19 protein-coding genes and 1 pseudogene are annotated in these 24,094 nt (G+C 73.2%); 3 read left to right on the forward strand and 17 right to left on the reverse strand.

The window, feature by feature from the left end; all coding sequences use genetic code 11:
• Positions 1-49: 49 nt before the first annotated feature.
• The 13 genes and pseudogenes from AB0J71_RS38470 to AB0J71_RS38530 all read right to left on the reverse strand — a co-directional run.
• Positions 50-582, reverse strand: a pseudogene (locus AB0J71_RS38470) (CNNM domain-containing protein); the annotation flags it as partial.
• A 298-nt stretch (positions 583-880) separates the two neighbouring features.
• A complete protein-coding gene (locus AB0J71_RS38475; protein WP_364392237.1) occupies positions 881-1,597 on the reverse strand; it encodes an HAD-IC family P-type ATPase in 717 nt (238 codons plus the stop codon).
• On the reverse strand, positions 1,540-2,976 hold the full coding sequence (locus AB0J71_RS38480; protein ID WP_364419006.1) for an HAD-IC family P-type ATPase: 1,437 nt from the start codon (positions 2,974-2,976) through the stop codon (positions 1,540-1,542). The genes AB0J71_RS38475 and AB0J71_RS38480 overlap by 58 nt, the downstream gene beginning before the upstream one ends.
• Positions 2,960-3,307, reverse strand: coding sequence for a metalloregulator ArsR/SmtB family transcription factor (locus AB0J71_RS38485; RefSeq protein ID WP_352324476.1), 348 nt, complete (start codon positions 3,305-3,307; stop codon positions 2,960-2,962). The genes AB0J71_RS38480 and AB0J71_RS38485 overlap by 17 nt, the downstream gene beginning before the upstream one ends.
• A 69-nt stretch (positions 3,308-3,376) precedes the next feature.
• A complete protein-coding gene (locus AB0J71_RS38490; RefSeq protein WP_364335331.1) occupies positions 3,377-3,607 on the reverse strand; it encodes a twin-arginine translocase TatA/TatE family subunit in 231 nt (76 codons plus the stop codon).
• Between the two features lie 102 nt (positions 3,608-3,709).
• Entirely contained in the window at positions 3,710-4,090 is a 381-nt protein-coding gene (locus AB0J71_RS38495; RefSeq protein WP_352324474.1) for a metalloregulator ArsR/SmtB family transcription factor, read from the reverse strand.
• A 104-nt stretch (positions 4,091-4,194) separates the two neighbouring features.
• Entirely contained in the window at positions 4,195-5,547 is a 1,353-nt protein-coding gene (locus AB0J71_RS38500; RefSeq protein WP_364419008.1) for an FAD-dependent oxidoreductase, read from the reverse strand.
• A gap of 96 nt (positions 5,548-5,643) precedes the next feature.
• A complete protein-coding gene (locus AB0J71_RS38505) occupies positions 5,644-7,620 on the reverse strand; it encodes a hypothetical protein (protein ID WP_364419011.1) in 1,977 nt (658 codons plus the stop codon).
• Entirely contained in the window at positions 7,617-8,738 is a 1,122-nt protein-coding gene (locus tag AB0J71_RS38510) for a VWA domain-containing protein (RefSeq protein WP_364392023.1), read from the reverse strand. The genes AB0J71_RS38505 and AB0J71_RS38510 overlap by 4 nt, the downstream gene beginning before the upstream one ends.
• Positions 8,735-10,981 (reverse strand): DUF5682 family protein, encoded by a 2,247-nt coding sequence (locus AB0J71_RS38515; RefSeq protein ID WP_364419013.1) that lies wholly within the window; start codon positions 10,979-10,981, stop codon positions 8,735-8,737. The genes AB0J71_RS38510 and AB0J71_RS38515 overlap by 4 nt, the downstream gene beginning before the upstream one ends.
• Before the next feature lie 3 nt (positions 10,982-10,984).
• Positions 10,985-12,061: an AAA family ATPase gene (locus tag AB0J71_RS38520; RefSeq protein ID WP_352323601.1), complete on the reverse strand. Its 1,077-nt coding sequence runs from the start codon at positions 12,059-12,061 to the stop codon at positions 10,985-10,987.
• A complete protein-coding gene (locus tag AB0J71_RS38525) occupies positions 12,058-15,555 on the reverse strand; it encodes a DUF4132 domain-containing protein (protein WP_364419015.1) in 3,498 nt (1,165 codons plus the stop codon). The genes AB0J71_RS38520 and AB0J71_RS38525 overlap by 4 nt, the downstream gene beginning before the upstream one ends.
• 143 nt (positions 15,556-15,698) lie before the next feature.
• Positions 15,699-16,682 (reverse strand): nitrilase family protein, encoded by a 984-nt coding sequence (locus AB0J71_RS38530; protein WP_364419018.1) that lies wholly within the window; start codon positions 16,680-16,682, stop codon positions 15,699-15,701.
• A gap of 153 nt (positions 16,683-16,835) precedes the next feature.
• On the opposite strand from AB0J71_RS38530, the gene AB0J71_RS38535 reads away from it, so the two are divergent.
• Positions 16,836-17,732 (forward strand): LysR substrate-binding domain-containing protein, encoded by an 897-nt coding sequence (locus tag AB0J71_RS38535; protein ID WP_364419020.1) that lies wholly within the window; start codon positions 16,836-16,838, stop codon positions 17,730-17,732.
• A gap of 63 nt (positions 17,733-17,795) precedes the next feature.
• On the opposite strand, the gene AB0J71_RS38540 is transcribed toward AB0J71_RS38535, so the two are convergent.
• On the reverse strand, positions 17,796-19,049 hold the full coding sequence (locus tag AB0J71_RS38540) for a hypothetical protein (protein WP_364419022.1): 1,254 nt from the start codon (positions 19,047-19,049) through the stop codon (positions 17,796-17,798).
• Positions 19,050-19,224: 175 nt separating this feature from the next.
• Here AB0J71_RS38540 and AB0J71_RS38545 point away from each other — a divergent pair, with 175 nt between their 5' ends.
• Positions 19,225-20,043: an alpha/beta hydrolase gene (locus AB0J71_RS38545; RefSeq protein WP_352323596.1), complete on the forward strand. Its 819-nt coding sequence runs from the start codon at positions 19,225-19,227 to the stop codon at positions 20,041-20,043.
• Between the two features lie 36 nt (positions 20,044-20,079).
• Here the strand turns inward: AB0J71_RS38545 and AB0J71_RS38550 are convergent, their stop codons facing one another.
• Positions 20,080-20,565, reverse strand: coding sequence for a hypothetical protein (locus AB0J71_RS38550; RefSeq protein WP_352323595.1), 486 nt, complete (start codon positions 20,563-20,565; stop codon positions 20,080-20,082).
• A gap of 73 nt (positions 20,566-20,638) precedes the next feature.
• Here AB0J71_RS38550 and AB0J71_RS38555 point away from each other — a divergent pair, with 73 nt between their 5' ends.
• Positions 20,639-21,127 (forward strand): GNAT family N-acetyltransferase, encoded by a 489-nt coding sequence (locus tag AB0J71_RS38555; protein WP_352323594.1) that lies wholly within the window; start codon positions 20,639-20,641, stop codon positions 21,125-21,127.
• Positions 21,128-21,216: 89 nt separating this feature from the next.
• Here AB0J71_RS38555 and AB0J71_RS38560 read toward each other — a convergent pair whose 3' ends face one another.
• Positions 21,217-23,202: a right-handed parallel beta-helix repeat-containing protein gene (locus AB0J71_RS38560; protein WP_364419024.1), complete on the reverse strand. Its 1,986-nt coding sequence runs from the start codon at positions 23,200-23,202 to the stop codon at positions 21,217-21,219.
• Between the two features lie 25 nt (positions 23,203-23,227).
• Complete coding sequence (locus AB0J71_RS38565) at positions 23,228-24,085, reverse strand: carbohydrate ABC transporter permease (protein ID WP_364419026.1); 858 nt, start codon at positions 24,083-24,085, stop codon at positions 23,228-23,230.
• Positions 24,086-24,094: the final 9 nt, after the last annotated feature.

Below are 24,094 nucleotides of genomic sequence, written 5' to 3' on the forward strand. Positions count from 1 at the left end.
GGGCCTCGGACTCGCCGATGATGTGGCCCAGCTCCTCCAGGGTGGCGCCGTGGTGCAGTTCCTCGACCGGCTCGATGCCGACGGCGCGCAGCAGCTTGTTGGCGGCGGTGTCGAACAGCTTGATCACCGGTCCGGCGATGGCCAGGTAGACCAGGGTGGAGCCGGCCAGCGCGCGGGCCAGCGGCTCCGGGCGGGCCAGCGCCAGGTTCTTGGGGGCGAGCTCGCCCAGCACCATCTGGATCACAGTGGCCAGCGCGAAGCCGATGCCGAGCGCGATGCCGCCGATCGCCGCCCGCGGCACGCCGGCCGCCTCCAGCGCGGGGGCGATCAGCTCGGCCAGCGCGGGCCTGGCGATGAAACCCACGATCAGCGCGGTGAGGTGATGCCGAGCTGCGCGCCGGACAACATGAACGACAGCCGTTCCATCACCTTGACCGCCTTGGCCGCCTTCTTGTCGCCGGCGGCGGCCTGCTGGGACAGGGCGAGCCGGTCGGCGCTGACGTAGGCGAACTCCTGGGCGACGAAGTAGCCGGTGGCGAGGGTGAGCAGGACGATGGCCACCAGGCCGAGTGCGACGCTCATCGCGGCTGTGCACCCCGCAGACGAAGGCCGTACCTGGGGCTGGGCCTACTGCCAGGTCAACGCGTATGGATGAGAGTAAGTGCCGGATGTGATCCGCGTCTCAGCCGGGTTCGGTCGCAGTGGGAGCCTCCCGTCGCCTCTACCATGATCAGCGATTTGTGATCTTCACTGTGAGGAGCGATCCAGTGGTGTCCGGGCAAGAACGCGTGCGGGCCGTGCTCGAGCACCGGCTCACCCAGCGGGCCGTCATCGGCGTCATCGTGCTCAACGCGGCCACGATCGGCTGCGAGACCAGCGCCTATCTGATGGACCGGGCGGGCGGCAGCACGGCCGGCGCGGCCCGGTCGAAGGCGAAGGCGAGCTGGGCGACGTCGAAGCAGACGTTCTGCAGGAGCACCTGGACCGGCAACATCGGCAGGAACGGCAGCGCCAGCCCGGCCGCCAGCATCGCGATCACGTTCCCGAGGTTGGACGACAGCGCGATGCGCAGGTAGGTGACGATGTTGCCGGTGCTGCGCCGTCCGGCGACGATCGCCTGGTCGATCGCCGACAGGTCCTTACCGGCCAGCACGACGTCGGCGGCCTCGCGGGTGACGTCCACGGCGGCGCGCGGGCAGATGCCGACGTCGGCGGCGCGCATGGCGGGCGAGTCGTTGACGCCGTCGCCGAGGAAGCCGACCGTGTGCCCGGCCTCGCGCAGCAAGCGGACGACGCGGGCCTTGTCGTCCGGCGTGCAGCGGGCGATCACCGTGGCCCGTTCGGCGGACGCGGCGGTGAGGTCGGCCGCCTCGATCACCGCCCCCACGTCGAGGCCCAGCTCCCGGCACGTACGGGCGGCGGTGGCCGGATGGTCGCCGGTCAGCACCTTCAGGGTGATGCCCCTGCGGGCCAGCAGCGCCAGCGCGGCGGCGGCGTCCGGCGACGGCTCGTCGACGAGGGTGAGGAAGCCGGCGAGCGTCAGCCCGCCTTCTGTGCCGGGACCGGCGGACCGGTCGCACACGGCGACCGCGAGCACCCGCGCACCGGCCTCGGCCAGGGCTCCGGCGACCTCGCCGGCCCGCAGCCGGTCGCCCGGTCCCATCGCGCACCGGTCGAGCACCGCCTCCACGGCGCCCTTGACCACGACGACGTCCGCGCCGCCGTCGCGGACCACCGCGCGGGACAGGCGCCGGCGGGATCGAAGGGGGTGGCCTCCAGCCCCTCGGTGTCGCCCGGGTCGGGCGCGCACTCCAGGATCGCCTCGTCGAGCGGGTCGGGGATCGGCGGATCGGCCAGGTGCAGCGTCCAGAAGCTGTTGACGGCCGCCCAGCGCAGCACCTCGGGATCCGGCCTGCCGTCAGGGCCGACGGACCCGCTCAGCACCGGCCGGTCGCGGGTCAGCGTGCCGGTCTTGTCCATGCACAGGACGTCGATCGCCCCCACGTCGTGCAGCGCGGGCAGCCGCTTGACGATCACGCCCTGGCGGGCCAGCAGCGCCGCTCCCCGGGCGAGGGCCGTGGTCACCACGACCGGCAGCATCTCGGGCGTCAGCCCCACGGCCACCGCCACGGCGAACGGCAGCGCCTCCAGCCCTCTGCCGCGCAGGACGGCGCCGGCCACCAGCGCCACGGGCGGGACGACCAGCATGAGCCGGACCAGGATCCAGGAGATGCCGTTCACCGACTGGTCGAAGGCCGAACGCCTGCGCGCCGGAGCGTGGTGGGCGCCGGCGAACCGGGTGCCGCCGCCGGTGGCCGTCACCACCGCCAGCGCGCTGCCGGAGGCCACGCTGCTGCCCTGCCAGCACAGGTGGTCGTCGCCCTCGGGCAGGTCGCGCGCCCGCTTGGGCACGGGCGCCGACTCGCCCGTCAGCGGCGCCTGATGGACGGTCAGGCCGGCGGCCCGCAGCAGCTGCACGCCGGCGGGGACCAGGTCGCCGGGCCCCAGCTTGACGACGTCACCGGGGACGAGCTGGTCGACGGGGATCTCCCGCTCCCGGGGCTCGCCTCCCTCGTGGGCGCGCCGTCTCACGGTGGCCGTGGTGGCCACCAGCCTGCGCAGGGCCGCGGTCGAGCGGTCGGCCCGGAACCCGCCGTTGGCGCGCAGCAGGCAACTCGCCACGACCAGCAGGACGATGACGCCCGCCGTGCCCCAGGAGCTGATCACGGCGGCGACGAGCCCCAGCGCGAGCAGCGTCATGGTGAACGGGTCACGCAGGCTGCGGGCCAGGCGGCGCGGCCAGGACACCGGCCGCTGGGCGGGGATCGTGTTCTCGCCGCGGTCCAGCAGGCGGGCCTCGGCCTGGTCCTCCGTCAGGCCGCGCGGCCCGGTGTCCAGTAGGCGCAGGGTCTGGAGCTGGGTCAGCGGGGCCGGACCGGCGCCGGCCGTGGTCGGCGCGTCAGGCGCCCAGACCATGGACGCGTCCCGCGGAGGTGCCGGCCCGCTGCGAGAGCCGCCCGACGAGCCCGCGCACGGTGGCCACGACGTCCTCGTCGTCGATCAGGTAGACGACCCTGCGGCCCTCGCGGCGGGAGCGGACCAGGCCGGCCAGCTTGAGCTTGGCCAGGTGCTGGCTGATCGCGGGCAGCGCGCCACCCACCCGCTCGGCCAGCCCGGACACGTCGCACTCGCCCTGCGCCAGCGCCCACACGATGTGCAGCCTGGGCGGCGAGGCGAGCAGCGCGAAGGCGGCCGCGGCCTCGGCCAGCACTTCGGCGGGCGGGTCAGGGGTCTGTGCGCCGGCCACCTTCACTCCTTCTTGGGACAGGTGCCAAGTCTAGGCGCGCGGCGCGCCGGCTCCCGAGCGTCGCATCCGCTACCGGCCGTCCTGCCGCGCGCCGGCCCGCAACCTGGCCGCCTGCTCCTCCAGACGCCGGGCCTGTTCCTCCAGCGAGGGGGCCGGCTCGTCCGTCCTGGTGGTCTCGGCCTTGAAGATCCGCAACGAACGGCCGACGGCGCGGGCCGTGTCGGGCAGCCGCTTGGCCCCGAACAGGAACATGAAGACGAGGGCGATGATCAGGATCTCCGCCCAACCGAGGTCGGCCATGGTGTCGTCCTTACTGAGCAGGCGTTTTGTCAGCTTCAGACTGCATCAAGGTTGCTCAGATGCGCAAGTCAGACATTGTCCCGCGAGGGTGCGCCGTGTCGGTCAGACGGTGTGGAGTTCCACGTCCACCGGGGCGTTCTGCGCCTTGGCGGCGAGCGGCGTGAACAGCGCGCCCAGCCGGTTCACCACCTCGGGGACGATCCGGTAGTAGACCCAGGTGCCGCGGCGTTCGCCGTCGATCAGCCCGGCGGTGCGCAACACCTTCAGGTGGTGGGAGATGGTGGGGGCGGTCAGGTCGAAGACGCCGGTCAGGTCGCACACGCACGCCTCGCCGCCGGGATGGGAGCCGATCAGCGACAGCAGGCGCAGCCGTACGGGGTCGGCGACGGCCTTGAGCAGGGTGGCCAGTTCGGCGGCAGCCGTTTCGCCGAGCGGTTCGCGGGCGATCGGCGCACAGCACTGGGCGGTGGCGGGGGCTGCCATGGCGTGACTCCTTGATTCGATGCCGGTCTAAATCATAGGCGTTGGCAGGCGACCGGCGCGAACACGGAGACGGCACCCGCCACGGCCGTGGCGCGGCGCCCCGCTCAGCCGCAGCAGCCGCCGCCGACGCCCGCGGCCAGGCCGGCCCGCCGCTCCTGGTCCTCGGCCAGGCTGGACGAGCACACCCCGGTCTCGGGCAGGTCGAGCCGCACGTCGCGGGCGGCCTGCCAGTCGCCCGCCAGCGCGGCGACGACGGAGCGGGCCTGCTCGTACCCGGTGGCGAGCAGGAAGGTCGGGGCGCGGCCGTAGCTCTTGACGCCGATGGCGTAGTAGCCGGGCTCGGGGTGGGCCAGCTCGTCCACGCCGTGTGGCGGGACGGTCCCGCAGGAGTGCTGGTCGGGGTCGATGAGCGGGGCCAGGGCCCGGGTGGAGCCGAGCACCGGGTCGAGGTCGAGACGCAGTTCGGCGGCGATGGAGTGGTCGGGGCGGTAGCCGGTAGCCCGGACGATCCGGTCCACGGTGATCGACTGCTCGGCGCCGGAGGGGGTGCGGCTGGTCACCTCGACGCCGTCGGCGGCGGCGCGCACCCGGTGGGTGAAGAAGCCGGTCAGCAAGGCGATGCGGCCGGAGGTGACGTGGGCGCGCAGCCGGGTGCCGAGTGCCCCGCGGGCCGGGAGGGCGTCGGCGTCGCCGCCGCCGTAGGCGCGGCCGGCGGTGCCCGCGCGGATGGCCCAGGTGATCGGGGTGTCGTCCAGCTGGGCCAGGGCGAGCAGCGTGGTGGCGGCCGAGTGTCCTGCGCCGACGACCAGGACGTGCCGGCCCTCGTAGCGGTGCCGGTCGGCGCCGAGGACGTCGGGCAGGGCGTGGTCGATGGGCACGTCGTTCTCGCCGTGGGCGGGCAGGCCGGCCGCGCCCAGCACGTTCGGGGTGGTCCAGGTGCCGGAGGCGTCGATGATCGCGGCTGCCTGGAGCTCGCCGCCGTCGGCCAGGCGGATCACGAAGGGGGCCTGCTCGCGGCCTGCCGTGCGCAGCCGGTCGTGGCCGAGGCGGCTGATCGCGGTCACTCGTGCGTTCGTGCGCACCCGGTCGCCGAACAGCTTGGCCAGCGGGGCCAGGTAGTCGGCGACGAGCTCGGCGCCGGTCGGCAGCCGTCCGGGGTCGGGGGCGGTCCAGCCGTCGGCCTCCAGCAGGCGGCGGGCGGCGGCGTCGATGTCGTACGTCCAGGGGCTGAACACCCGTACGTGCCCCCACTGCGCGATCGACGCGGCGACCTGATCGCCGGCCTCCAGCACCAGGTGGCCGAGGCCGCGCTCGGTCAGGTGCGCGGCGGCGGCCAGGCCGACGGGGCCCGCGCCGATCACGACCACCGGCAGGTCGTCCCGCACCGAGGCCGCCTGGCGAGGGGCCGCGATCTGCTCGATCGCGATCGTGGTGGGGCCGCAGCAACTGTCGCTCATGACTGTTCCCTTGAATAGAAGCTCATCTAAGCAAGAGCCATCATGGGCCGCTGTTTCGACAGAAGTCAAATCAGCGAGTGTGGGACCCACATAGGGTCAGGTCAGCTCCAGGGCCACCTCCAGGCGCAGGTAGGCGTCGACCCAGGTCTGCTCGGCCGCCTCGCCCGGCCCCTGGGACCGCGCCGCCGCGAACGCTGTGACGGCCTGGGCGATGCGGTGGAGCCCGAGCGTGGTCAGCCGTCGCGCGGCGCTGCCGAGGCGGGCGTCGTAGGTCGGCGGCAGGTGGGACAGGCCGTGGTGGGCCGCTTCCGCGAGCAGCCCGCGGGCGTCGATCAGCACGGCGGTCAGCGGGTCGTGCCGGACGTCCGCGGCGGCCGCGAGCCGGCCGCCGCCTCCGGCGGGTCGCAGGTCGGGCACGACGACCCGGCCGCCGGCGACCAGGCCGACGGGGTCGATGACGACACCGCCCGCGGTACGGCCGACCACTCCGCTGACGAAACGCAGCTCGCCCTCCTCCCCGGCGAGCACGGCGGCCAGCGCGTCGAGCCGGCCGGGTGCGGCGCCGGTGTGGACGGCGGTGACGGTGGCGGTGTTGCCCGCCTGGTCGGCGATGACGGCGTCGAGGCGCTGGTCACCGGCCGCGTAGGTCATGGCCACCACCCGGGAGACGGCGACGACGCGTACCAGCTCCGCTTCGACGCGCGGGCGGATGGGCCGCAGCGTGAGGGCGTCGAGCTCGCGGCCGAGCGCGGCGAGGTCGGTCACCACCAGAGACGGCGAGAGCTCACCCCAGTCGCCGCGCGACGGGCTGACCGTCGTCCTGGCGATCCGCCCGGTGGCCAGCCGCACGGTACGGCTGGCGCTGCGGACGGCGGACTCGGTGACGAGGTTGCCGGTGGCCAGGGCGGCCAGCGTGGAGCCGGCGACGCGTCGCCGTGCCAGTGCGGCGCCGTCGCAGTCGTCGCCGCCGTCCTGTTCGCGGTCCCATTCGCGGCGGAGCACCAGGACCATCGCGCTGTCGCTGTGGGCCAGGTAGACCTCGGCGATCCGCCGGTCGCCGAGACTGCGGACCCGGCAGCCCAGGCTCTCCAGCCGGGCCCGGCGCAACGGGGTCTCGGCGGCCTCGGCGGTGCCGAGCACGCTGCTGCGGAGGGTGGCGTCGGGGCGGGTCACGGCCCGGTGCCGGGCGTGGAGCTCGGCGAGGTGGCTCGCGAGCAGCTCGGGACGGTAGTGGGCGCCGCGGTCGTGGTAGGCGGCCAGCTGCTCGGCGAGGTCGCCGACGGCCAGCAGCGGCCAGCGCGATCCGGCGGCGTCCAGGCGGCGCTGGACGTCGGCGATGGTGGCCGCCAATCCCTGGCCGAGGTGCGCCGCGCCCTCGCGCAGGACCGTGCCGGCCAGCCCCAGGGCCCCCTCCAGCCCGGCTCCGGCCCCGGTGACGGCTTGGCCGCCGACGTCGACCCGTACCTCCGGCGTCCCGGGATGCAGCTCGTCGGCCACCCGGAAGGCCCATACGGCGAGGGCGATGACGTCGTCGCGGCTGCCCGCGACAGCGTCGGTGTGCACGAAGCCGAGGTCGCCAGGGATCAGGAAACGCACGGTCGCGGTGGCGAGCTCGACCTGCGGCACCGGATCGGCGGCGGTGGCGCGGCGCACGCGGGCGGTGTATCCGGCCCTTTCGGCACGGCGGGCGGCGGTCATCAGGCGGGCGCCGATCCTGGCGGTCAGCTCGTCGTCGCTCAGCTGCCCCGGCGACCAGGCGGCGGGTTCCGGAACAGGGCCCTCGACCTGCGGATGTCCGACGGTCTCGACGGTCGCGGCGTGCTGGTGCCGGTACGCCAGCACCACCCCGACGACGTGCCGGCAGACTCCGGTGGCGCCGCACGTGCAGCGGGCCGCGTCGAGCCCGCCGGGGGGCAGGCTCGCGGTCGGTCCGCCCGCGAAGTCGCCGTGCACGGTCCCGTCGGCGTCGGTGCGCAGGTCGGGCGCGGCTTCCTTGCCCGCCCGCTTGACCAGGCCGCGGTTGGTGAGCGCGGCGAGGGAGTCGGTGGTGAGCCCGAGCAGGTCCGTTCTCATCGGCCCACGTGCTCCGCGACGAAGGACGCCAGCTCGCCCGGGGTCATCGCGCCCACGTACGCGCCGGCGTCGGCCAGGCGTTGCGCGAGGTCCCGGTCGTAGTCGGGGTTGGCCTGCTCGTCGAGGGCGGCCAGGCCGAGGACCTTGCTGCCCTGCTCGACCAGGTGACGCACGATACGGACCAGCCGGTGGGGATCGCCGCCCTCGTAGAAGTCGGAGATCAGCACGACGACGGCCCGCCGCGGCTGGTCCACGAGCCCGGCGCCGTACGCCGCCGCGCGGGCGATGTCGGTGCCGCCGCCGAGCTGGACCTTCATGAGCAGTTCCACGGGATCGTCCACGTCGGAGGTCAGGTCCACCACGTCGGTGTCGAAGGCGACCAGGTGGGTGCGTACGCCGGGCAGGCCCCACAGGCAGGCCGCGGTGACCGCCGAGTGGATCACCGAGTCGGTCATGGAGCCGGACTGGTCGACGAGCAGGATCACCTGCCACTGTTCGAGGTGGCGGCGGGTGCGGGAGAAGAACAGCGGGGTCTCGATCACGACCTTGCCGGTGTCGGGCTGGTAGCGGCCGAGGTTGGCGCGCAGGGTGCGGACCATGTCGAAGTTGCGGGCCAGCCGCAGCCGGCCCGGCCGCCGTGCCTTCGTGCCCGAGAAGGCGCTGCGCACCTCGGTGGCGAGCTGGTCCACGAGCTGCCGGACGACCTGCTCCACGATGCGCCTGGCCAGCCGCAACACCTGCGGGTTCATCAGGTGCTTGGTGTGCAGGACCGCCTTGAGCAACGCGGGGTTGGGCTCGATGCGCGCGAGCACGTCGGGGTCGGTGACGAGGTCGTGGATCTCGTAGCGTTCGACGGCGTCGCGTTGCAGGCGTTCGACGGTCTCCTTGGGGAACAGGCGGGTGATGTCGTCGAGCCAGCCGAACGTGGTCAGGTTCGACGGGCCGCTCCCGGCTTGTCTTCGTACGCCCCGCCTGCGCAGGTCCTCGTCGCGGCCGTACAGCCAGTCCATGGCGGCGTCGCGGCCGGCGGCCTCCTCGTCGAGCTGCCCGCCGCCGAGGCAGACGCCGCCGGCCTCGCCGAGCAGCAGGCGCCACCGCATGAGGGTGGGATCGGTCATGGCGTGATCAGTCCTTCCCGGCGCAGTGCCGCATCGACTCGTTCGTCCAGTGCCATGCCTGCGGCCACCAGTTCCGGCGCCGCCTCCAGCCGCATCAGGTCCCACGCGGACGCGCCCGCGCCGGAACGCAGTTCGACCAGGCGGGCGGCGATGAGGTGCCGCTCGCGGGGCGGGAAGTAGCCGAACGCCTGACGCAGCGCCGGCAGGGCCACCAGGAAGTCGTGGTCGCCCATCGCCGCGACCAGCTCGTCGAGCAGCTCCAGCATGCCGCCGGTGTGCAGGACCTCCTCGCGGGCGAGCGCGAACAGCCCGGCCAGCCAGTCGCCGGCCGTGGCGGGGACGAACGCGCCGCGTACCGCCCGTGCGGGGTCCGCGGCGGGGGCGCCGCGCAGTGACCAGCTCAGCCCGAGCGCCGCCCCGCGCAGGTCGGGCGGCGCGTCCTGGCAGGCGGCGACGCGGTCGGCGACGCCCAGCGCCGCGTCCAGGTCCAGGCCCAGCGGCGGGCCGGCGTGCCTGAGCGCGTCGCGTACGGCGGCCAGGGCGCCGATGCGCCGCGGATCGGCCGGTACGGGCCCGCCGCGCACGCCCTCGGCCAGCCACAACACCCGGAGGGCGGCGGCCCGCACCACGGCGCCCAAGGTGGCGCTGCCGCTGGTGGCGAACAGTTCGTCGTGGCGCCACATCGCCAGGGCGACGGTGAGGGTGCGGCCCAGCGAGCCCAGGTCGGCCGCCGCGGCGATCGCCCGCGCGAGGTCGTCGAGCACCTGCCCCGTCAGCTCGCCGATGCCGCACAGCGCGGCGTCGAACAGCACGTCGGCCAGCTCGTCCAGGCCGGCGCCCCTGATCCGCCCGGCGAGCACGGAGGCCGCCGCCTCCTGCGGGTCCACGCCGTACCCGCCTGCCTCGATCAGGGCGGGCAGGCGGTCGTCGGCGTCGGTCAGGGTCCACTGTTCGACCAGCTCGGCGCCGCCCGCGGGGCGGGGCCCCGAGATGCGGACCACGCCCGGGACGCCCAGGACGCGCAGCCTGTGCAGGAAGCGGCTGCGCGCACGGCCGGCCTGCCCGCCGAGGTCGAGCCGTTCGTCGCCGGGGCCGCCCAGCTCGGCGAGCACCGCGTGGACCAGCTGCGGCAGCGGGGTCGAGGGGTGCAGGCGGCCTGTCCGGTCGCCGCTGAGCGCCGCGATCATCTCCACGACCACCGGGTGGTGGCCCGCCTGGAGGGGCCCGCGGGACGCCCAGGGCAGCGGGGTCTCGATCGCCTCGCCGACCAGCGCGGTGGCCAGGCCGTCGAGCACGTCGACGCGGGCCGGATGCGGGTGACCGCGCATCAGCGCGATCCCGTCGGCGGTGGCGTGCGCGGCGATCAGGTCGGCGGTGGAGACCGGCTGGCGCCGGGCGCGCAGCCGGGCCGTCACCGCCTCGGTGAGCCGGCGGGCGGCTCCGTCGGGGCCGTGCTCCCACAGGTCCTGGTAGTAGCCGGGCGACGGCATGCCCGACTGGTAGCCGTCGAAGGCGTCCAGCCGGCGGAACGAGTACGGCACCAGGTAGCTGCCGGCCGTCGCCCCCTCGGGCGGCTGCGGCACCTGCGGCCAGCTCCGCTCGCCCTGCTCGGCCAGCCGGATCAGCGCGGGACGGTGGAAGCCGCCCGTGACCACGACCACCGGCCGCTCGCCCGCCTCGCCGGCGGCCGCCCGGATCCACTGCGCCATGTACGCCTCGCGGGCCGTGTCGCCGGGATCGGTCTCGGTGTCGCCGCGTACGAGGTCGAAGTAGGTGGCCAGCCGTTCGGCCAGCCCGTCGGCCGGTTCGATCTCGAACAGGTGGTCCCACAACGCGTCCACGTTGTCCACGTCGAAGGCGCGGCAGAGCCGTCGGGTCGCCTCCGTGTAGCGGGCCTCGGCGTCGGCGTACCGGTTGCTGACGTCCGCCAGCGCGGGATGCCAGGCGGGCAGGTCGATGAAGCGCAGCTCGGCGCCGGTCGCGCGGCCCGCGGTCAGCGCCGCCCACTCCGGCGAGTAGTCGCACAGCGGTGTCCAGGAACCGTGTCGCCGCTCATGGTCGCGGTAGCCGGTGTGGACGGCGATCGGCAGCTCGTGGCCGAGCAGGAGCTCGTCCATCCTGCCGTTCATCTCCGACGGGCCTTCGACCAGCACGTACGCGGGGCGTACGGCACGGATGGTGTCGGCGACCAGCCGGGCGCAGGCGGGACTGTGGTGCCGCACGCCGAGGAAGACGACCGCCATCGGTCAGCCCGGCAGCAGGTGGCGGGCCTCGTACAGGGCCTGCCACTGGTCGCCGTGCCGCCTGCGCTCCAGGTACCTGCGCAGTTTGGCCAGGTCCTCCGGGTTGTCCTTGGCGGCCGTGCCGGCGAGGCAGGAGACCAGGTCGGCGGCCGTGCCCGGCTCGCGGCGCAGGAACCAGCCGCGCAGCCCGACGGCATGGGCGACCGAGACGGCCTCCGCGGTGCTCATCACCCCCGACAGCCGGTCGGTGGCCTCGCCGCGCGCGGTCTGCCCCTGGCGCAGGTCGCGGAAGGTGGTGACCAGGACCTCCAGCACGTCGCGGCGCGGCGGCGCGGTGACGCCCGAGCGTTTGAGCAGCGCCCCCGCCTCCGCCTCCACCAACGCCAGCTCGGTGTCGAAGTCGGCGATCGGGAAGACGGTCTCGAAGTTGAAGCGGCGCCTGAGCGCGGCGCTCATCTCGTTGACGCCGCGGTCGCGGGTGTTGGCGGTGGCCAGGATCGTGAACCCCTCCTGGGCGAACACCATCGATTCCGGGCCGCTCAGCTCCGGTACGGCGAGCACCCGGTCCGACAGCGGTGACAGCAGGCAGTCCTGCACCTCCAGCGGGCACCGGGTGATCTCCTCGAAGCGCACCACCTTGCCCTCGGCCATGCCGCGCAGCAGCGGCGCGGGCACCAGCGACCGGGTGGAGGGGCCCTCGGCGACCAGCAGCGCGTAGTTCCAGGAGTATTTGATCTGGTCCTCGGTGGTGGCCGCGCCGCCCTGGATGGTGAGCGTCGAGGTGCCGCTCACGGCCGCGGCCAGCAGCTCGGACAGCAGCGACTTCGCCGTGCCGGGCTCGCCCACCAGCATCAGCCCGCGGTTGGTCGCGAGCGTCACCAGGGACCGGTCGATCAGCGAGGGATCGCCCACGAACTTGCGGCTGACGCCCAGCTTCTCGTCCCCGAGGACGAAACGGCGGGCGGCCCGCAGGCTGAGCGCCCAGCCGGGCGGCCGGTCGTCGGTGTCGTGCTCCCGCAGCCTGGCCAGCTCGCCGGCGTAGCGGATCTCGGCCGGGGGCCGCTGGGCGTGTCCGTTCATCGGGTGATCTCCCTGAGGTCTCGGAGGATCTCGGAGGTGGTGATCGCATCGAGGCCGTCGAGCCCCAGCTGGACCAGGGTCTGCTCGTCGGCGAAGTCGACGTGGCCGATCGCGATGCCCGGATCGAGGCCGATCGTGATGGTGCTGCCGCCGGGCACGTCCCGCTCGATCCAGCCTTGCCAGCCGGCGTCCTGGGGCGCGCCGCGCCGCCAGCCGCGCCGCTCCAGGCCGAGCACCGCGCGGGTGGGGATCCTGGCCGCCTCGATCTCGGCCACCAGCGCCGGATCCAGCTCGTACGTCTCCCTGCCCAGCTGCGGGAACGGCTGCAGGATCTCGTAGTCGGCGAACACCTCACCCCACGCGGCCAGGTCCTCCCCCAGCTCCAGCGGGTGCGCCACGCCGACGAGGGCGTCCTCGGGCAACGTCAGCGCGTCGTCCTGGACGTCGGCGAAGCTGCGGTCCTCGGCCACGCGCAGGGTGCCCGTGAGCCGGCCCGACGGGTCGTACAGACCCCATACGAGCCGCCGGACGATGTGCCGGAGCAGCGGGTGGCCGACGAGCAGCCGGCCGAAGTCGCCGGCGCTCCAGCGACGCCGGTTGACCATGGCCTGCTCCAGGCGGTGGATGGCGTCCCCGGCCACGGAGCGCACGTCCTTCTTCAGCCCGGCGAAACGCCGGTAGGCGGCGGTCGCGAGCTCCTGATCGTCGTTGGCGCCTGGCTTGGGCAGGTTCTTCAGCCGTTTGCCCGAGGCGTCGGCCACGTACGGCTTGAGCTGCTCGTCGAAGCCCACCGCGAACCGCCTGCGGCCGTAGTCGAGGGTCAGGCTGCCGTCGGCGGACAGGCCGAAGTCGGGCACCAGCCGGTCGGTCAGCTCCTGCGGGCTCAGGCCGAGCTCGGCGGCGACCTCGTCGATCTTCTGCTTGGCCCGGTTCCTCAGCCCGCCGAACTTGGCCTTCTCGGCGATGCCGTGCAGGTGCATCAGCGCCACCTCGGAGCCGATGGAGGCCAGCAGGTCCAGGCCGGTGACCGCGCGCGCGTGCCCGCCCTCGCCCGGCCAGGTCCTGATCAGCGGGGTCAGCCGCCGTACGGTCTCGTCGTCGCCGAGCAGCGCCTGCGCGTCCATCACCCAGCTCTCCTTGGACGGGTAGCCGGCCGCCTGCCAGCACTGGAACAGCGCCCAGGCGAAGTCGGCGAGGCTGCGGCCGTCGCAGGCCTCCTTGACCACGGCCAGACCGGCGTACGGGTCGCCGGGCTTGGAGATCGCCAGCATCGTCATCACGTGGCGGGCCGCCTCGGGGGGCAGCGCGCCCGCCTCGCCGCGCAGGTGGATCGGGGTCATGACGGCGACCTCCGTCCATTCGGGCAGCACCGGCATCCTGGCGGGCAGCGCGTCGAGCGGGTCGGCCACGAGCAGGTCGGCGACGGCGGCCTCGGCGGCGGGCCCGTACCCTGCGGCGGCCTCGGCCACGGTGTCGCGGTGGCCGCCCGCGACCAGCGCCGCCAGCGCCCGCTCGGCCCGGAGCCGGGCCACGCCGGGCTTGCCGAGAGCCGCCGGGATCAGCGCCCTGGCGGCCGCTCCGGGGTGACGGTTCAGCCACGCCAGCGCGGTGGCGCGGACGGACTTCAGCCGGGCCAGCCAGTCGGCCATCAGCACGGCGACCTCCGGCGCCGCGAACGGCAGCAGCGACGCGGCGACCGAGCTGGGACCGCGCCGGGCGCTGTCGACCACCATGGGCAGCGCCGCCGGCCCGAACCTGGCCACCACCGTCGGCATCCAGTCGCCGGCCCCCCACAGGTCGCCGGGGCGCCACTTCCCGATCAGCGGCGCGGCCAGCTCCTCGGGCCCGGCGACGAACAGGGCGATCTGGTCCGTCCAGCGGGCGCCCCGCCTCTCGGCGATGTCGCGGGCGACGTCCTTCCAGCTCCGGCGCCAGGCCCGGCCCCAGGAGTTCGCCGCCCGGGAGGAACGCCAATTGTCCTGCTCGCCCGGCGCCCACGACAGGGCCGGTTCGTCGGTGCACGCCAGGCCGTCGACCACGACCACCTTGCGCGGCTTGCGCGGGCGGGTCCAGGGCGGGCTGACCAGCACCTCGGGCAGCGCCTGCGGCGGAGCGGCGGCGACGGTCCCGGCGGTCACGACCCTGTCGAGACGCTCGGCGGCGGCGCCGTCGCCGAGGCTCGCGAGCACCTCCTCCACCAGGTCGGGACGGGCCGCCACGTGGGTGCGCAGCAGCAGGTCGGCGGCCTTGCCGCCGGACTCGGCCAGCATCCGCATCGCGCGGCGGGGGAAACGGGAGGCCGCGCGCAGGAAGGCCGCCTGGGTGTACTTCTGCTCGACGCGGTCGAGGATCGCCCGCATCGCCGTGTCGTAGGGCAGGTCGGCGAGCATGTGCAGCAGCCGCTTGCGGCTGTCCGCGCCGTAGGCGTGGTCCACCCAGCCGGCCAGCAGCGGCACGGCCGCCTCGCCCATGCCGTCGACGACCGTGGCCGGCAGGGTGAAGGAGTCCCCCAGGTAGACGCCACGCACCTGGTCCGCGATCAGCTCGGCGTGCTCCGGCGTGCTGACGGCGGCGATCAGGCGGACGGCGAGCGCCGGGAGGACCTGGCTCACCTCGGCGCAGTCGGCCGCGACCCATGCGGTCTCGGTGGGCGCCAGGAAGGAGGCGGCCACGCGGTGGTGGAGCCCGCCCGCGCGGCTCACTTCCAGCGCCGCGACGACCTCGGCGTACTCGTCGTCGGACGCGGCGGCCAGCACGGCGCGGACCCGGGCGTCGATCTGCTCGCCGGAGGCCCAGCCGAGCCACGGGTCGGGGGCCTGGCCGTCGGTCAGCCGGCGGACCACCGAGGCGCCCCCGTCGTGACCGTAGTCCAGCGAGGCCAGCTCGGTCACGGCCACCGCCGCGAACACCGGGCCGCGTTCGGCCAGCCAGGTGTCGGGGAACAGGGAGAACAGCTCGCGCTCGTTCCACGGCAGGGACGCGGCCACCGCCCTGACGACCACCGCCGCGCCCAGCGGTGTGGCGGCGGGCTCCCCCGCCAGGTACGCCGCGCCCGCGGACGCGAGCTCCGGGTCGGGGCACCTCGCCACCATGTCGGCGAGCCCCTTCCCGCGTCTGCCCAGCTCGGCGGCCAGTTTCTGCGGCGCGCTCGGGTCCGGCCGGTGCGCCGGGGCCTTGGCTCCGCCCCGCCGGGGGTGAAGAGCGCGCAACCAGGCGGGCGGCAACGTCAGCCGGTGCTCGTCCTCGACGCCGCCGGCCGCTGCCTGCGACGCGGGAGCCGTGCCGTCCTCCGCGTAGCCCTTGCGCACCTTCTCCGCCACCAGCTTGTCGGCGGCGGCAGTGGCGGCGGCGGCCGAGCCGAACGACTTGACCTGTGTCTGACCGGCCGCGCCCAGCCGTCCGTACCGGATGTGCAGCTCGGCGCCGTCCTGGCGCACCTCCCAGAACTTGGCCGAACCTCCGCCGACGAACGTCAGCGTGCGCTCCACGCTCATGCCGATACCTCCACGCCGCATCCCGTCTTCCTCTTGATCGACAGCGGCGAGTATGGCGGGCGCGACCGACAAAGTGACTGGGCACACCGGCCACGGGCGGCTCCGCGCCCAACCGGCCCGGTGCGCCGCGTCGGCGCCGGGACTCAGGCTCCCGCGTCGCCGGGCCCGCTGCCGGGGGCGCGGAGGAGTGGCACCGGGTCGGTGGCGAAGCGGGCGGCGCGAGGCTCGCGTTCGTCCCCGAACCGGCGGGTGAGGATGCCGTAGAGCTCCGGGCGTCGTCCCTGGATCCATCGGCGGCCGGTCGAGAGCGGCAGCAGGCTGAGGTCGAGGTCGGCGGTGACCATGTCGTCAGCGGCCGCCCAGGTCTCGCCGAGGATGCGGCCGTAGGGGTCGATGATCATGGCGTTGCCGGTGCGGATCTCGTCGTCGTCTTCGCCGATGCCGTTGCTGAACAGGACGAACAGCCCGTTGTCATGAGCCCGGGCGGGCAGCCAGCGCATCAGCCACTCGCGTCCGCTGGGGCCGCGCAGCTCGGCTTCGATCGCCTTCGGGGCGCCGTGCCGGTTCCGCCAGAGCTCCACGGGGATCGGGCGCATCCCGTGGGGGCTGCGCGAGGCGGTGCCGCCGGTCTGGTGGGGCGCCACCAGGATCGAGGCGCCCATCAGCGCGGTGGCGCGGACGTTCTCGACCAGGTTGTTGTCCCAGCAGATGAGGATGCCCATGCGGACGCCCCAGGGGGTGTCGAAGACGGTGTAGGCGTCGCCGCTGCTGATCGCCGGGTGCTCGAAGGCGTGCAGCTTGCGGTGACGATGGACGGATCCGTCCGGGAGGCAGAGGGCGTAGCTGTTGAACAGCCGCCCGTCCGTGTCGCTCTCCAGGAAGCCGACCCCCACGGCGACGCCGTGCTCGGCCGCCAGCGCGCGGACGGCGGTGACGGCCGGACCGTCCACCGGCTCGGCGAGCTCCCGCAGCCGCTCGGGGGTCTGGCGGCGGAGATGCCAGTACCCCAGCAGGCACATCTCCGGGAAGGCGACGACCTGCACGCCGTCCGCGCTCGCCAGGCGCACGTAGTGCTCGACCTGGGCCAGGTTGTAGGTCTTGTCATCGGGACGATGCTCGAACTGCACGGTCGCGCACCGCAGTGCCGGCGTTGGGGTCTCGGCCGCTTCGTCGTTCCGCGCCATCGCGAACCTCCGGATCCTTGGGGTGGTTCACCAGGAGAGCGCATGCGCTTCCCATTCGTCCAATGAATCTTTTCCGCTGTTCGATAGGCTCCCGGAATGGATATGGTTCTGCTGCGCGCCTTCCTCGCGGTCGCCGGGCACGGTCACTACGGCCGCGCCGCGCGTACGCTGAACGTCACCCAGCCGACGCTCACGAAGCAGATCCAGTCGTTGGAGGCGCAGGTGGGAGGCCGGCTGTTCGACCGCGGCCGGCACGGGGCCGTGCTGACCGGTCTGGGCGCCGTCCTGCTCCCGGACGCGCAGGCGCTCCTGCGGCAGGCCGACGCGCTCGCGCGGCGGATGGCGAGCATGGCTGCCGGCGAGGCCGGGAGGCTGGCGGTCGGCTTCGGGCTGTCGAGCATCGACCTGGCCCCCCGGATCGTCGCCGCGTTCCGGCGGCGCCACCCCGACGTGCACGTCACCTTGGATGACATGTCGTCACAGGCCCAGCTTGACCGGATCGGCGCGGGCGACCTCGATGTCGGTTTCGTCCGCCTGCCCCTCGAAGGCGGATGGGGACGGCTGCCACTGGCCGGCGACCGCCTCGCCCTCGCCTGGGCCGGCCATGACGACCGGCCGCCGCACGACCTCGGCGATCTCGCCGGGTGGGTGGCCCGCCACGATTTCCTCCAGTTGGCGCAGGAGAGAGGGCCGGGGCTGGCCGGGCAGATCAGCCGCCTGTGCACCGCCGTCGCGATCCGGCCTGCCGTCGTCCAGGAGGCGCGGGACCTGCAGACCGTGCTCGCGCTGGTGGCGGCCGGCGCAGGGGTGGCGTTCGTGCCGGCCAGCGCCCGCCGTATCGCGCCCCCGTCTGTCGTGATCACGCCGGTCCGCCATCCGGCGGCCGCATGGCAGATCGCCGTGGTGTGGAAGGACGGGCGGCCCGGCCCGTTGACGACCGGTTTCCTCGACCTCGTACGGGAACACGGCCTTCTGGGGGCCGGCGGCTCCTGAGCCGGCGGCGGCTCGGGCGGCTGCGTCCGGCCGCAGACAGCCGGACGCGCGGCCGAGGAGACGTCAGGAGAGGGTGAGCGTGCCGTCCGGGTTGCGGGCGCACGTGACGACCGCGCGGGGCGCCGCGGTGAGGGCGCCGGTCAGGCACTGGCCGAGGACAGTGTGGCCCGCGGCGTTGGGGTGCCACGACTCCTGACAGGTCTGGAAGTAGGTGACGCAGGTGTTCGCCGCGCGCTGGATACCGATCTTGTCCCAGCCCGACAGGCTGGTGACGAACGTGCCGGACGGCCCGTCCTGCACGCGGACCGGCGTCGCGAGCGCACCGGCCGGGCTGCCGGGGTTCTCGCAGAGCCTGGCCCCGTCGAACGCCCTCTGGACGTCCAGGACGCGCAGGTCGGCCGCCGGGCGCTCGGCTGCCAGCGTGGTGAAGGCGTTCTTGACCAGTGAGCCGAGGTTCTGGGAGAACACGTGCCCGGGGGCCAGGCTCGCACGGTGGATGGGGCACCCGGCGGCGTAGCGCTCGGCGCCGAGGGCGCGGAACTTGTCGCGGGTGTCGGTGCGGCCGTCCTCGTCGTAGTACTGCGGGGCTACGTCGGGCGGCAGCGGGTTGGTGTAGGTCTGCAGGATCACCTGGTGGCTGCCGTCGGCGTCGATCTGGTCGAGGGTGTCGAGGATCTGGCGCAGGGCCGCGGTGGTCTCGGCGGTGGCGGCGGCGACCTCGGCGTCGGTGGCCAGGTCCGAGGCGGTGCAGGGCTTCTGCGGCACCTCGCCCTTCAGGTAGGCCCAGAACTCCCACCAGCCGGTCCAGGCGTCGGCGATGAAGCGGTTGGCGCACAGCGTGGCCACGTCGCCGAAGGTGAACTGGGTGTTGTTGGAGCCGAGGCCGACGAGGACGACGTCGATGTCGTGCGTCCGGGCGACGGCGCGCAGCTGGTCGAGTTGCGAGGCGACGGTGCGGCCCTCGGCCCTGGCGCTGGAGGGGCTGGCGATGTCGGCGGGCTGGGCGCCCGAGCACGCGAGGTTGAACCGTTGCTGGATGCCCGGGAGCGACGCCGCGAACACCGAGGCGTTCGCCGACCGGTGGCAGAAGTAGGCGTTGCTGTTGGCCGCCGACCAGCCGGGGAAGGACTGGGCCGTACCGGAGGCGTCGACGACGGGCTGGTAGTCCCCCGCGCCCTCCCCGCTGATGAAACTGTCGCCGAGCGCGACGGCGGCGGTGGGCAGAGCCGCCTGCGCCGGTCCGCTCCGCGCGACCTGGATGCCCGCCGCGCTCACCAGGAGCATGACAACCGCGGCCGCACTCTGGAGGAGCCTCATGACCACCTGATTTCCTACTGAACCAGTACGAAATACGCCTGTGTGGATCACAACATGCGGTGCCGGCAGCGTCAACATGCTGATGTGGGGCCGCGCACGCTTACCTGGGACGTAATTGTCGCCCTTACCTCTGACTGACAAGCTCAGGACATCGCACGAAATAAGGAGTCATGAGATGTTCTTCGAGACCACGGACGGCACCCGCCTCGCCTACGAGGACTACGGCCAGGGCAAGCCCATCGTCTTCGTCGCCAGCGTGATGCTCTCCGCCGACATGTGGGAGTACCAGATCCCGTACTTCGTGGAGCGCGGCTACCGTTGCGTCGCCCTCGACCGGCGGGCCCACGGCCGCTCGGACCGCCCCTCGGCGGGCTACGACCTGGACACCGGCGCCGACGACCTGGCCGAGCTGATCGAGCTGCTCGACCTGCGTGACGTCACCCTGGTCGGTCACTCCATGGGCGGCGCCGAGGTCGCCCGGTACCTGGCCCGCCACGGTGACGAACGGGTCGCGCGGGTGGCGTTCGTCTCGGCGATGCTGCCGTTCCTGCTGCAGACCGACGACAACCCCGAGGGAGTGCCGGGCGCCATGTTGGAGGCCTCGATGGCGGCCCTGGACGCCGACCGTCCCAAGTGGCTGGCCCAGCGGGCGCAGGCGTTCTTCGCCACGCACCTGGGCAACGAGATCTCCCCCGCACAGGTGGACTTCACGCTGCGGCAGTGCCTTGAGGTCTCGCCGTGGGCGATCCGCCAGTACCAGCGGGCCGCCATGACCTTCGACCACCGGGCCTCGCTGGCCGAGATCGCCGTGCCCGCGCTGGTCGTGCACGGGGCCGCCGACGCCTCCGTGCCGGTGGCCGTCACCGGGCGGCGCACCGCCCAGCTGGTTCCCGGGGCGACCTACCTGGAGTACCCGACCGGCGGGCACGGCCTGTTCGTCACCCACCGTGACCGGTTCAACGACGACCTGCACACCTTCATCAAGTCCACCTGACGGCGGTCGCGGTCATGGCCGCCGTGGCTCGGTGGTTCACTCGACCACCCGGCCTGTCGTCTTCTGGCCGTCCGTGCGTACGGCCAGGCAGTACACGGTCCGGTAGCGGGGCCAGTCCTCCGCGGCCGGCCCCAGCCACGTCATCCCGATGACATCCCTCTTCGACTTCTTGACGCGCATTCTGGGAAGGCATCCGTTCTCCGCGAGCCGTGTCATGTCCGCCTCCGGATAGGGCCCCTGCGGGAGGACGTAGGTGGTGGCGAACTCGGCCGAGTGCGGCACATGGCAGGGGACGACGGTCACCAGGAACGTCTGGGGAAGGGGTTCGATGCAGTCGCCGGGTCGCAGTTCGGTGGCGTAATACCGTTGCGTGCCGGGAACGGCGCTCTGCTGCAGCGGAGTCTGCGGGGCGGCGGCGGGTTCCGGCTGAGCGGACCTGGACGACTCGACCGGAACCGGGTCACCTGCGCAGCCGGCGAGCGAGACGGCTAAGCAGCATGCGATCAGTGATGTGCGAACCATGGCACAAGGGTGGCAGCATCAGAGCGCTCCGGAGGCTCGCCTGACGTCTCGGCGTCGCCGGTATATTGGGCGGATGCTGATCAGGGAAGCCACCGTGGACGACTGGTCGGCCATCTGGCCGTTCTTCCGCGAGATCGTCGCCGCCGGTGAGACCTTCACCTATCCGCTCGATCTCGGTCAGGAAGAGGGGCGCGGCTGGTGGTTGCTGCCCGCCCCGAACCGTACGGTCGTCGCGGTCGACGACGACGGCACGATCCTCGGCACCGCGAAGATGAACAACAACCAGATGGGCAACGGCTCGCACGTCGCGAGCGCCAGCTACATGGTCGATCCAGCACATTCCGGACGTGGTGTGGGCCGCGCGTTGTGCGAGTACACCATCGAGTGGGCCCGCACCACGGGTTTCCGCTCGATGCAGTTCAACGCGGTCGTGGAGACCAACGAGGCGGCGGTGCGCCTGTACCGGAAACTCGGATTCGAGGTGCTCGGCACCGTGCCGGAGGGCTTCCGGAGCCCGGCGAAGGGCTACGTCGGACTGCACATCATGCACCGCCCTCTCTGACGACCTCCCGGAGCACGCCCTGCGCGCACCGGACCCGGCGCCCGTGGTGGCGGCCACGGACGCCGGGGCTGCTGCTGCGCCCGGTCGTCCTAGCGGGTCGCTCCGGCCACCCACTTGGGGGCGCCGTACTGGTAGGCGCCGAGGCTCGGGAGCGGGTCCGTCGAACCGTCGTTGACGCCGGGCAGCGGGATCGCCCGGTTGCGCGCCGGGGACGCCTCCGACAGCCGGTAGTCGCGCCCGGCCGGGTCGACGAACAGCGGGTCGACGTCGGCCGGCAGGTTGTTGGACAGCACCATCCCGCCGTTCGTGGCGCCGTCGAGGCCGCGGATCGGGCCGATGTTGTTGTAGACCTTCGTGCCCGTCGAGTTGCCGGGCTCCTTGACGTAGAACATCGTCATGCCGCCGGTGTTGTTGTAGACGCCGTTGTTGTGCGAGCCGCCGCCGAGGCCGTTGAGCATCACGGTCCCCTCGGGGTTGCCCCAGCCCACGTTGGCGGCGATGGTGATGTTGCTCTGCCCGTTGTCGGCGTAGACGCCGGTGACCCCGAACTTGGTGGCGCCCCACCTCGGCGCCGGATCGTGCAGCACGTTGTGGTCGATCGAGGTACCCAGCATGTCGGAGCCGCAGCAGGTGTAGACCGCGGCCACGTCCAGGCTCAGCCGGGCGTACTGGGAGATGTCGTTGTAGGCGATGCGGTCCGGCCCCGGCGTGCCGCCGGCGGCGTTGTCCCACTGCAGGTTCACGCCGCTGCGGCCGACCCGGTAGATGGTGTTGTGCGTGACCGTCTGGCTGTTGCCCTGCACGGCGACGCCGGCCGCGTAGGTGCCCAGGTAGTCCACGTCGTGGATGACGTTGTTCGTCGCGGTGTTCCGCATGCCGCGCAGCGCGATGCCGTTTCCGGCGCTGAGTGACAGGTCGCTGTCGACGACCTGGTTGTCCGTGCCGTTGAGCACGATGCCGGTGTCGGCGACGCCCCGGGTGACGGTGGAGCCGCAGTCGGTGGCGCCGCGCGTGATGTCGGTGTAGTGCGACAGGTACCTGCCGGTGATCCCGTCGATCACGACATGGCTGCTGCCGGGCCCGGTCTCGATGGTGGCGGCGAACAGGCCGACGCCGGCGATCGTCGTGTGGCTCGTGTTCCGCAGGTCGAAGGCCAGCGTGCGGGCCTTGGCCTCGATCACGTGCCGGTTGGGGTCGTCCTCGCTGTACAGGTAGAGCCGTTTGCCGGCCGGGTCGTAGAACCAGGTGCCGGGGTGGGCGAGTTCGCCGATCTTGCCGGCGAGCGCGTACCGGGTGTCCTTCGGGATCACCTTGTGGACGCACGGCGGCGCCGCGTCGAGCACGACCGAGCCCACGTCGGAGCTCTTGATCGTGGAGGTCGCCGTGATGTACCAGTAGTTCGTCGTCACGCGGGCGCCGGTCCAGTAGCCGGCCGGGCGGGTCAGCGCGTCGTCGGCGACGGTGGCCTCCGCGCTGCCGGGGCCGGCGTACCGCACCGCGGGTTCGAGCAGGTCGAGGCCGGGGTAGGGCCACTGGGCCTCGACGTTCATCCGCTGGTCGGTGAAGGTCTGCACGGTCGTGACGTCGGGTCCGAGGTCGGCGCGGGCGCTGTGGACGCGACCGTCGCGCACGGCCTGGGCGAAGGGCGAGTCCGGCGCGTACGGGTCCCACTGCGCGATGCGGGCCACGTCCCGGGTGGTGACCGGGGACCAGCCCCTGATCCGCTTGGCGCCGCTCACCGTCACGCGCGCGCCGGGGGCCGCCCGGTAGGTGATGGGCAGTCCGGCGGCGCCCGACCTGGCGGGCACGACGGTCTCCTCGTACGTGCCCGACTGGATCAGGCAGGTGTCGCCGGGCGTCATGACGTCGGCGCACCGCTGGATGTGCCGGAAGGCCGTCGCGGCCGACCGGCCGCCGGCCGAGTCCCTGCCCCACGGCGCGACGTGGTACGTGGTGCCGCCCGCGCCCTGCTCGGCCGCCGCCGGGACGGCCGCCGACACGACCGCGATCATCGTCGCGATCACCGGCGCGATTACCACGGCCGCGCGCGGCCGCCGATTGCGTAACAACGTCATGGTCCCTCTTTCCGTGACGGGCCGTTCAGCCCTTGACCGCGCCGACCGTGAGGCCGCTGATGATGTGGCGCTGCATGTAGACGAAGAAGATGACGACCGGTGCCACCGCCAGCAGCAGGTTGGGGAACACCCTGGTCAGGTCGGTCGAGTACTGGCTGATCCCGGCGTAGATGGCCGTCGTCACCGTGTACCGGCCGGAGCCGGGGCTGAGCAGGATCTGCGGGCTGACGAAGTCGTTCCAGATCCCGATCGAGTTGAGGATCAGCACGGTGACCACCGCGGGCCGCATCAGCGGGAAGATGATCGTCCAGAACGTGCGCAGCCGCCCCGCGCCGTCGATCATCGCCGCCTGGTCGATGGAGGCCGGAATGGTACGGATGAAGCCGACGAACAGGAAGATGCTCACCGGAAGGGTCGAGGCCACGTCGTGGGCCACGAGGCCGGCCACGGTGTTGGCCAGGCCGACCGAGCGCAGCACGTAGATCACCGGGATCACCAGCGCGGCGCCCGGGATGAACGTGCCCGCGAGGAAGTACAGCAGCAGCAGCTGGGAGCGGCGGCTGAGGCTGCGCGCGATCGCGTACGCCGCCGGGCCGGCCAGCAGGATGCACAGGACGTCCACGACGACGACCAGGAACAGCGTGAAGCCGTAGCTGCGGATCACGTTGTACTGGGGGCTGTTGACGGCGTTGGCGAGGTACTCGAAGGTGAGGTCCCCGAACGGGAGGGAGAAGGGGTTGCCGAGGATGTCGTCCTGGGACTTGAAGCTGTTGACCACGAGCAGGTAGACCGGCACGGTCATGGCCACCAGGAGCAGCGCCAGCATGACCGGGCGCACGAAGGAGCGGCGCCTGCCGTGGGCGGCCTGCGGCTGTTCGATCATCACCGTCCC

It is taken from the genome of Nonomuraea sp. NPDC049637, assembly GCF_040675235.1.
Classification (GTDB): domain Bacteria; phylum Actinomycetota; class Actinomycetes; order Streptosporangiales; family Streptosporangiaceae; genus Nonomuraea.

Coding starts and splice junctions, on each gene's coding strand:
- AB0J71_RS38480 (WP_364419006.1), bottom strand. CDS start 2,976: ATGGTCTGGGCGCCTGACGCGCCGACCACGGCCGGCGCCGGTCCGGCC.
- AB0J71_RS38490 (WP_364335331.1), bottom strand. CDS start 3,607: ATGGCCGACCTCGGTTGGGCGGAGATCCTGATCATCGCCCTCGTCTTC.
- AB0J71_RS38495 (WP_352324474.1), bottom strand. CDS start 4,090: ATGGCAGCCCCCGCCACCGCCCAGTGCTGTGCGCCGATCGCCCGCGAA.
- AB0J71_RS38500 (WP_364419008.1), bottom strand. CDS start 5,547: ATGAGCGACAGTTGCTGCGGCCCCACCACGATCGCGATCGAGCAGATC.
- AB0J71_RS38505 (WP_364419011.1), bottom strand. CDS start 7,620: ATGAGAACGGACCTGCTCGGGCTCACCACCGACTCCCTCGCCGCGCTC.
- AB0J71_RS38510 (WP_364392023.1), bottom strand. CDS start 8,738: ATGACCGATCCCACCCTCATGCGGTGGCGCCTGCTGCTCGGCGAGGCC.
- AB0J71_RS38515 (WP_364419013.1), bottom strand. CDS start 10,981: ATGGCGGTCGTCTTCCTCGGCGTGCGGCACCACAGTCCCGCCTGCGCC.
- AB0J71_RS38520 (WP_352323601.1), bottom strand. CDS start 12,061: ATGAACGGACACGCCCAGCGGCCCCCGGCCGAGATCCGCTACGCCGGC.
- AB0J71_RS38525 (WP_364419015.1), bottom strand. CDS start 15,555: ATGAGCGTGGAGCGCACGCTGACGTTCGTCGGCGGAGGTTCGGCCAAG.
- AB0J71_RS38535 (WP_364419020.1), top strand. CDS start 16,836: ATGGATATGGTTCTGCTGCGCGCCTTCCTCGCGGTCGCCGGGCACGGT.
- AB0J71_RS38540 (WP_364419022.1), bottom strand. CDS start 19,049: ATGAGGCTCCTCCAGAGTGCGGCCGCGGTTGTCATGCTCCTGGTGAGC.
- AB0J71_RS38545 (WP_352323596.1), top strand. CDS start 19,225: ATGTTCTTCGAGACCACGGACGGCACCCGCCTCGCCTACGAGGACTAC.
- AB0J71_RS38550 (WP_352323595.1), bottom strand. CDS start 20,565: ATGGTTCGCACATCACTGATCGCATGCTGCTTAGCCGTCTCGCTCGCC.
- AB0J71_RS38555 (WP_352323594.1), top strand. CDS start 20,639: ATGCTGATCAGGGAAGCCACCGTGGACGACTGGTCGGCCATCTGGCCG.
- AB0J71_RS38560 (WP_364419024.1), bottom strand. CDS start 23,202: ATGACGTTGTTACGCAATCGGCGGCCGCGCGCGGCCGTGGTAATCGCG.
- AB0J71_RS38565 (WP_364419026.1), bottom strand. CDS start 24,085: ATGATCGAACAGCCGCAGGCCGCCCACGGCAGGCGCCGCTCCTTCGTG.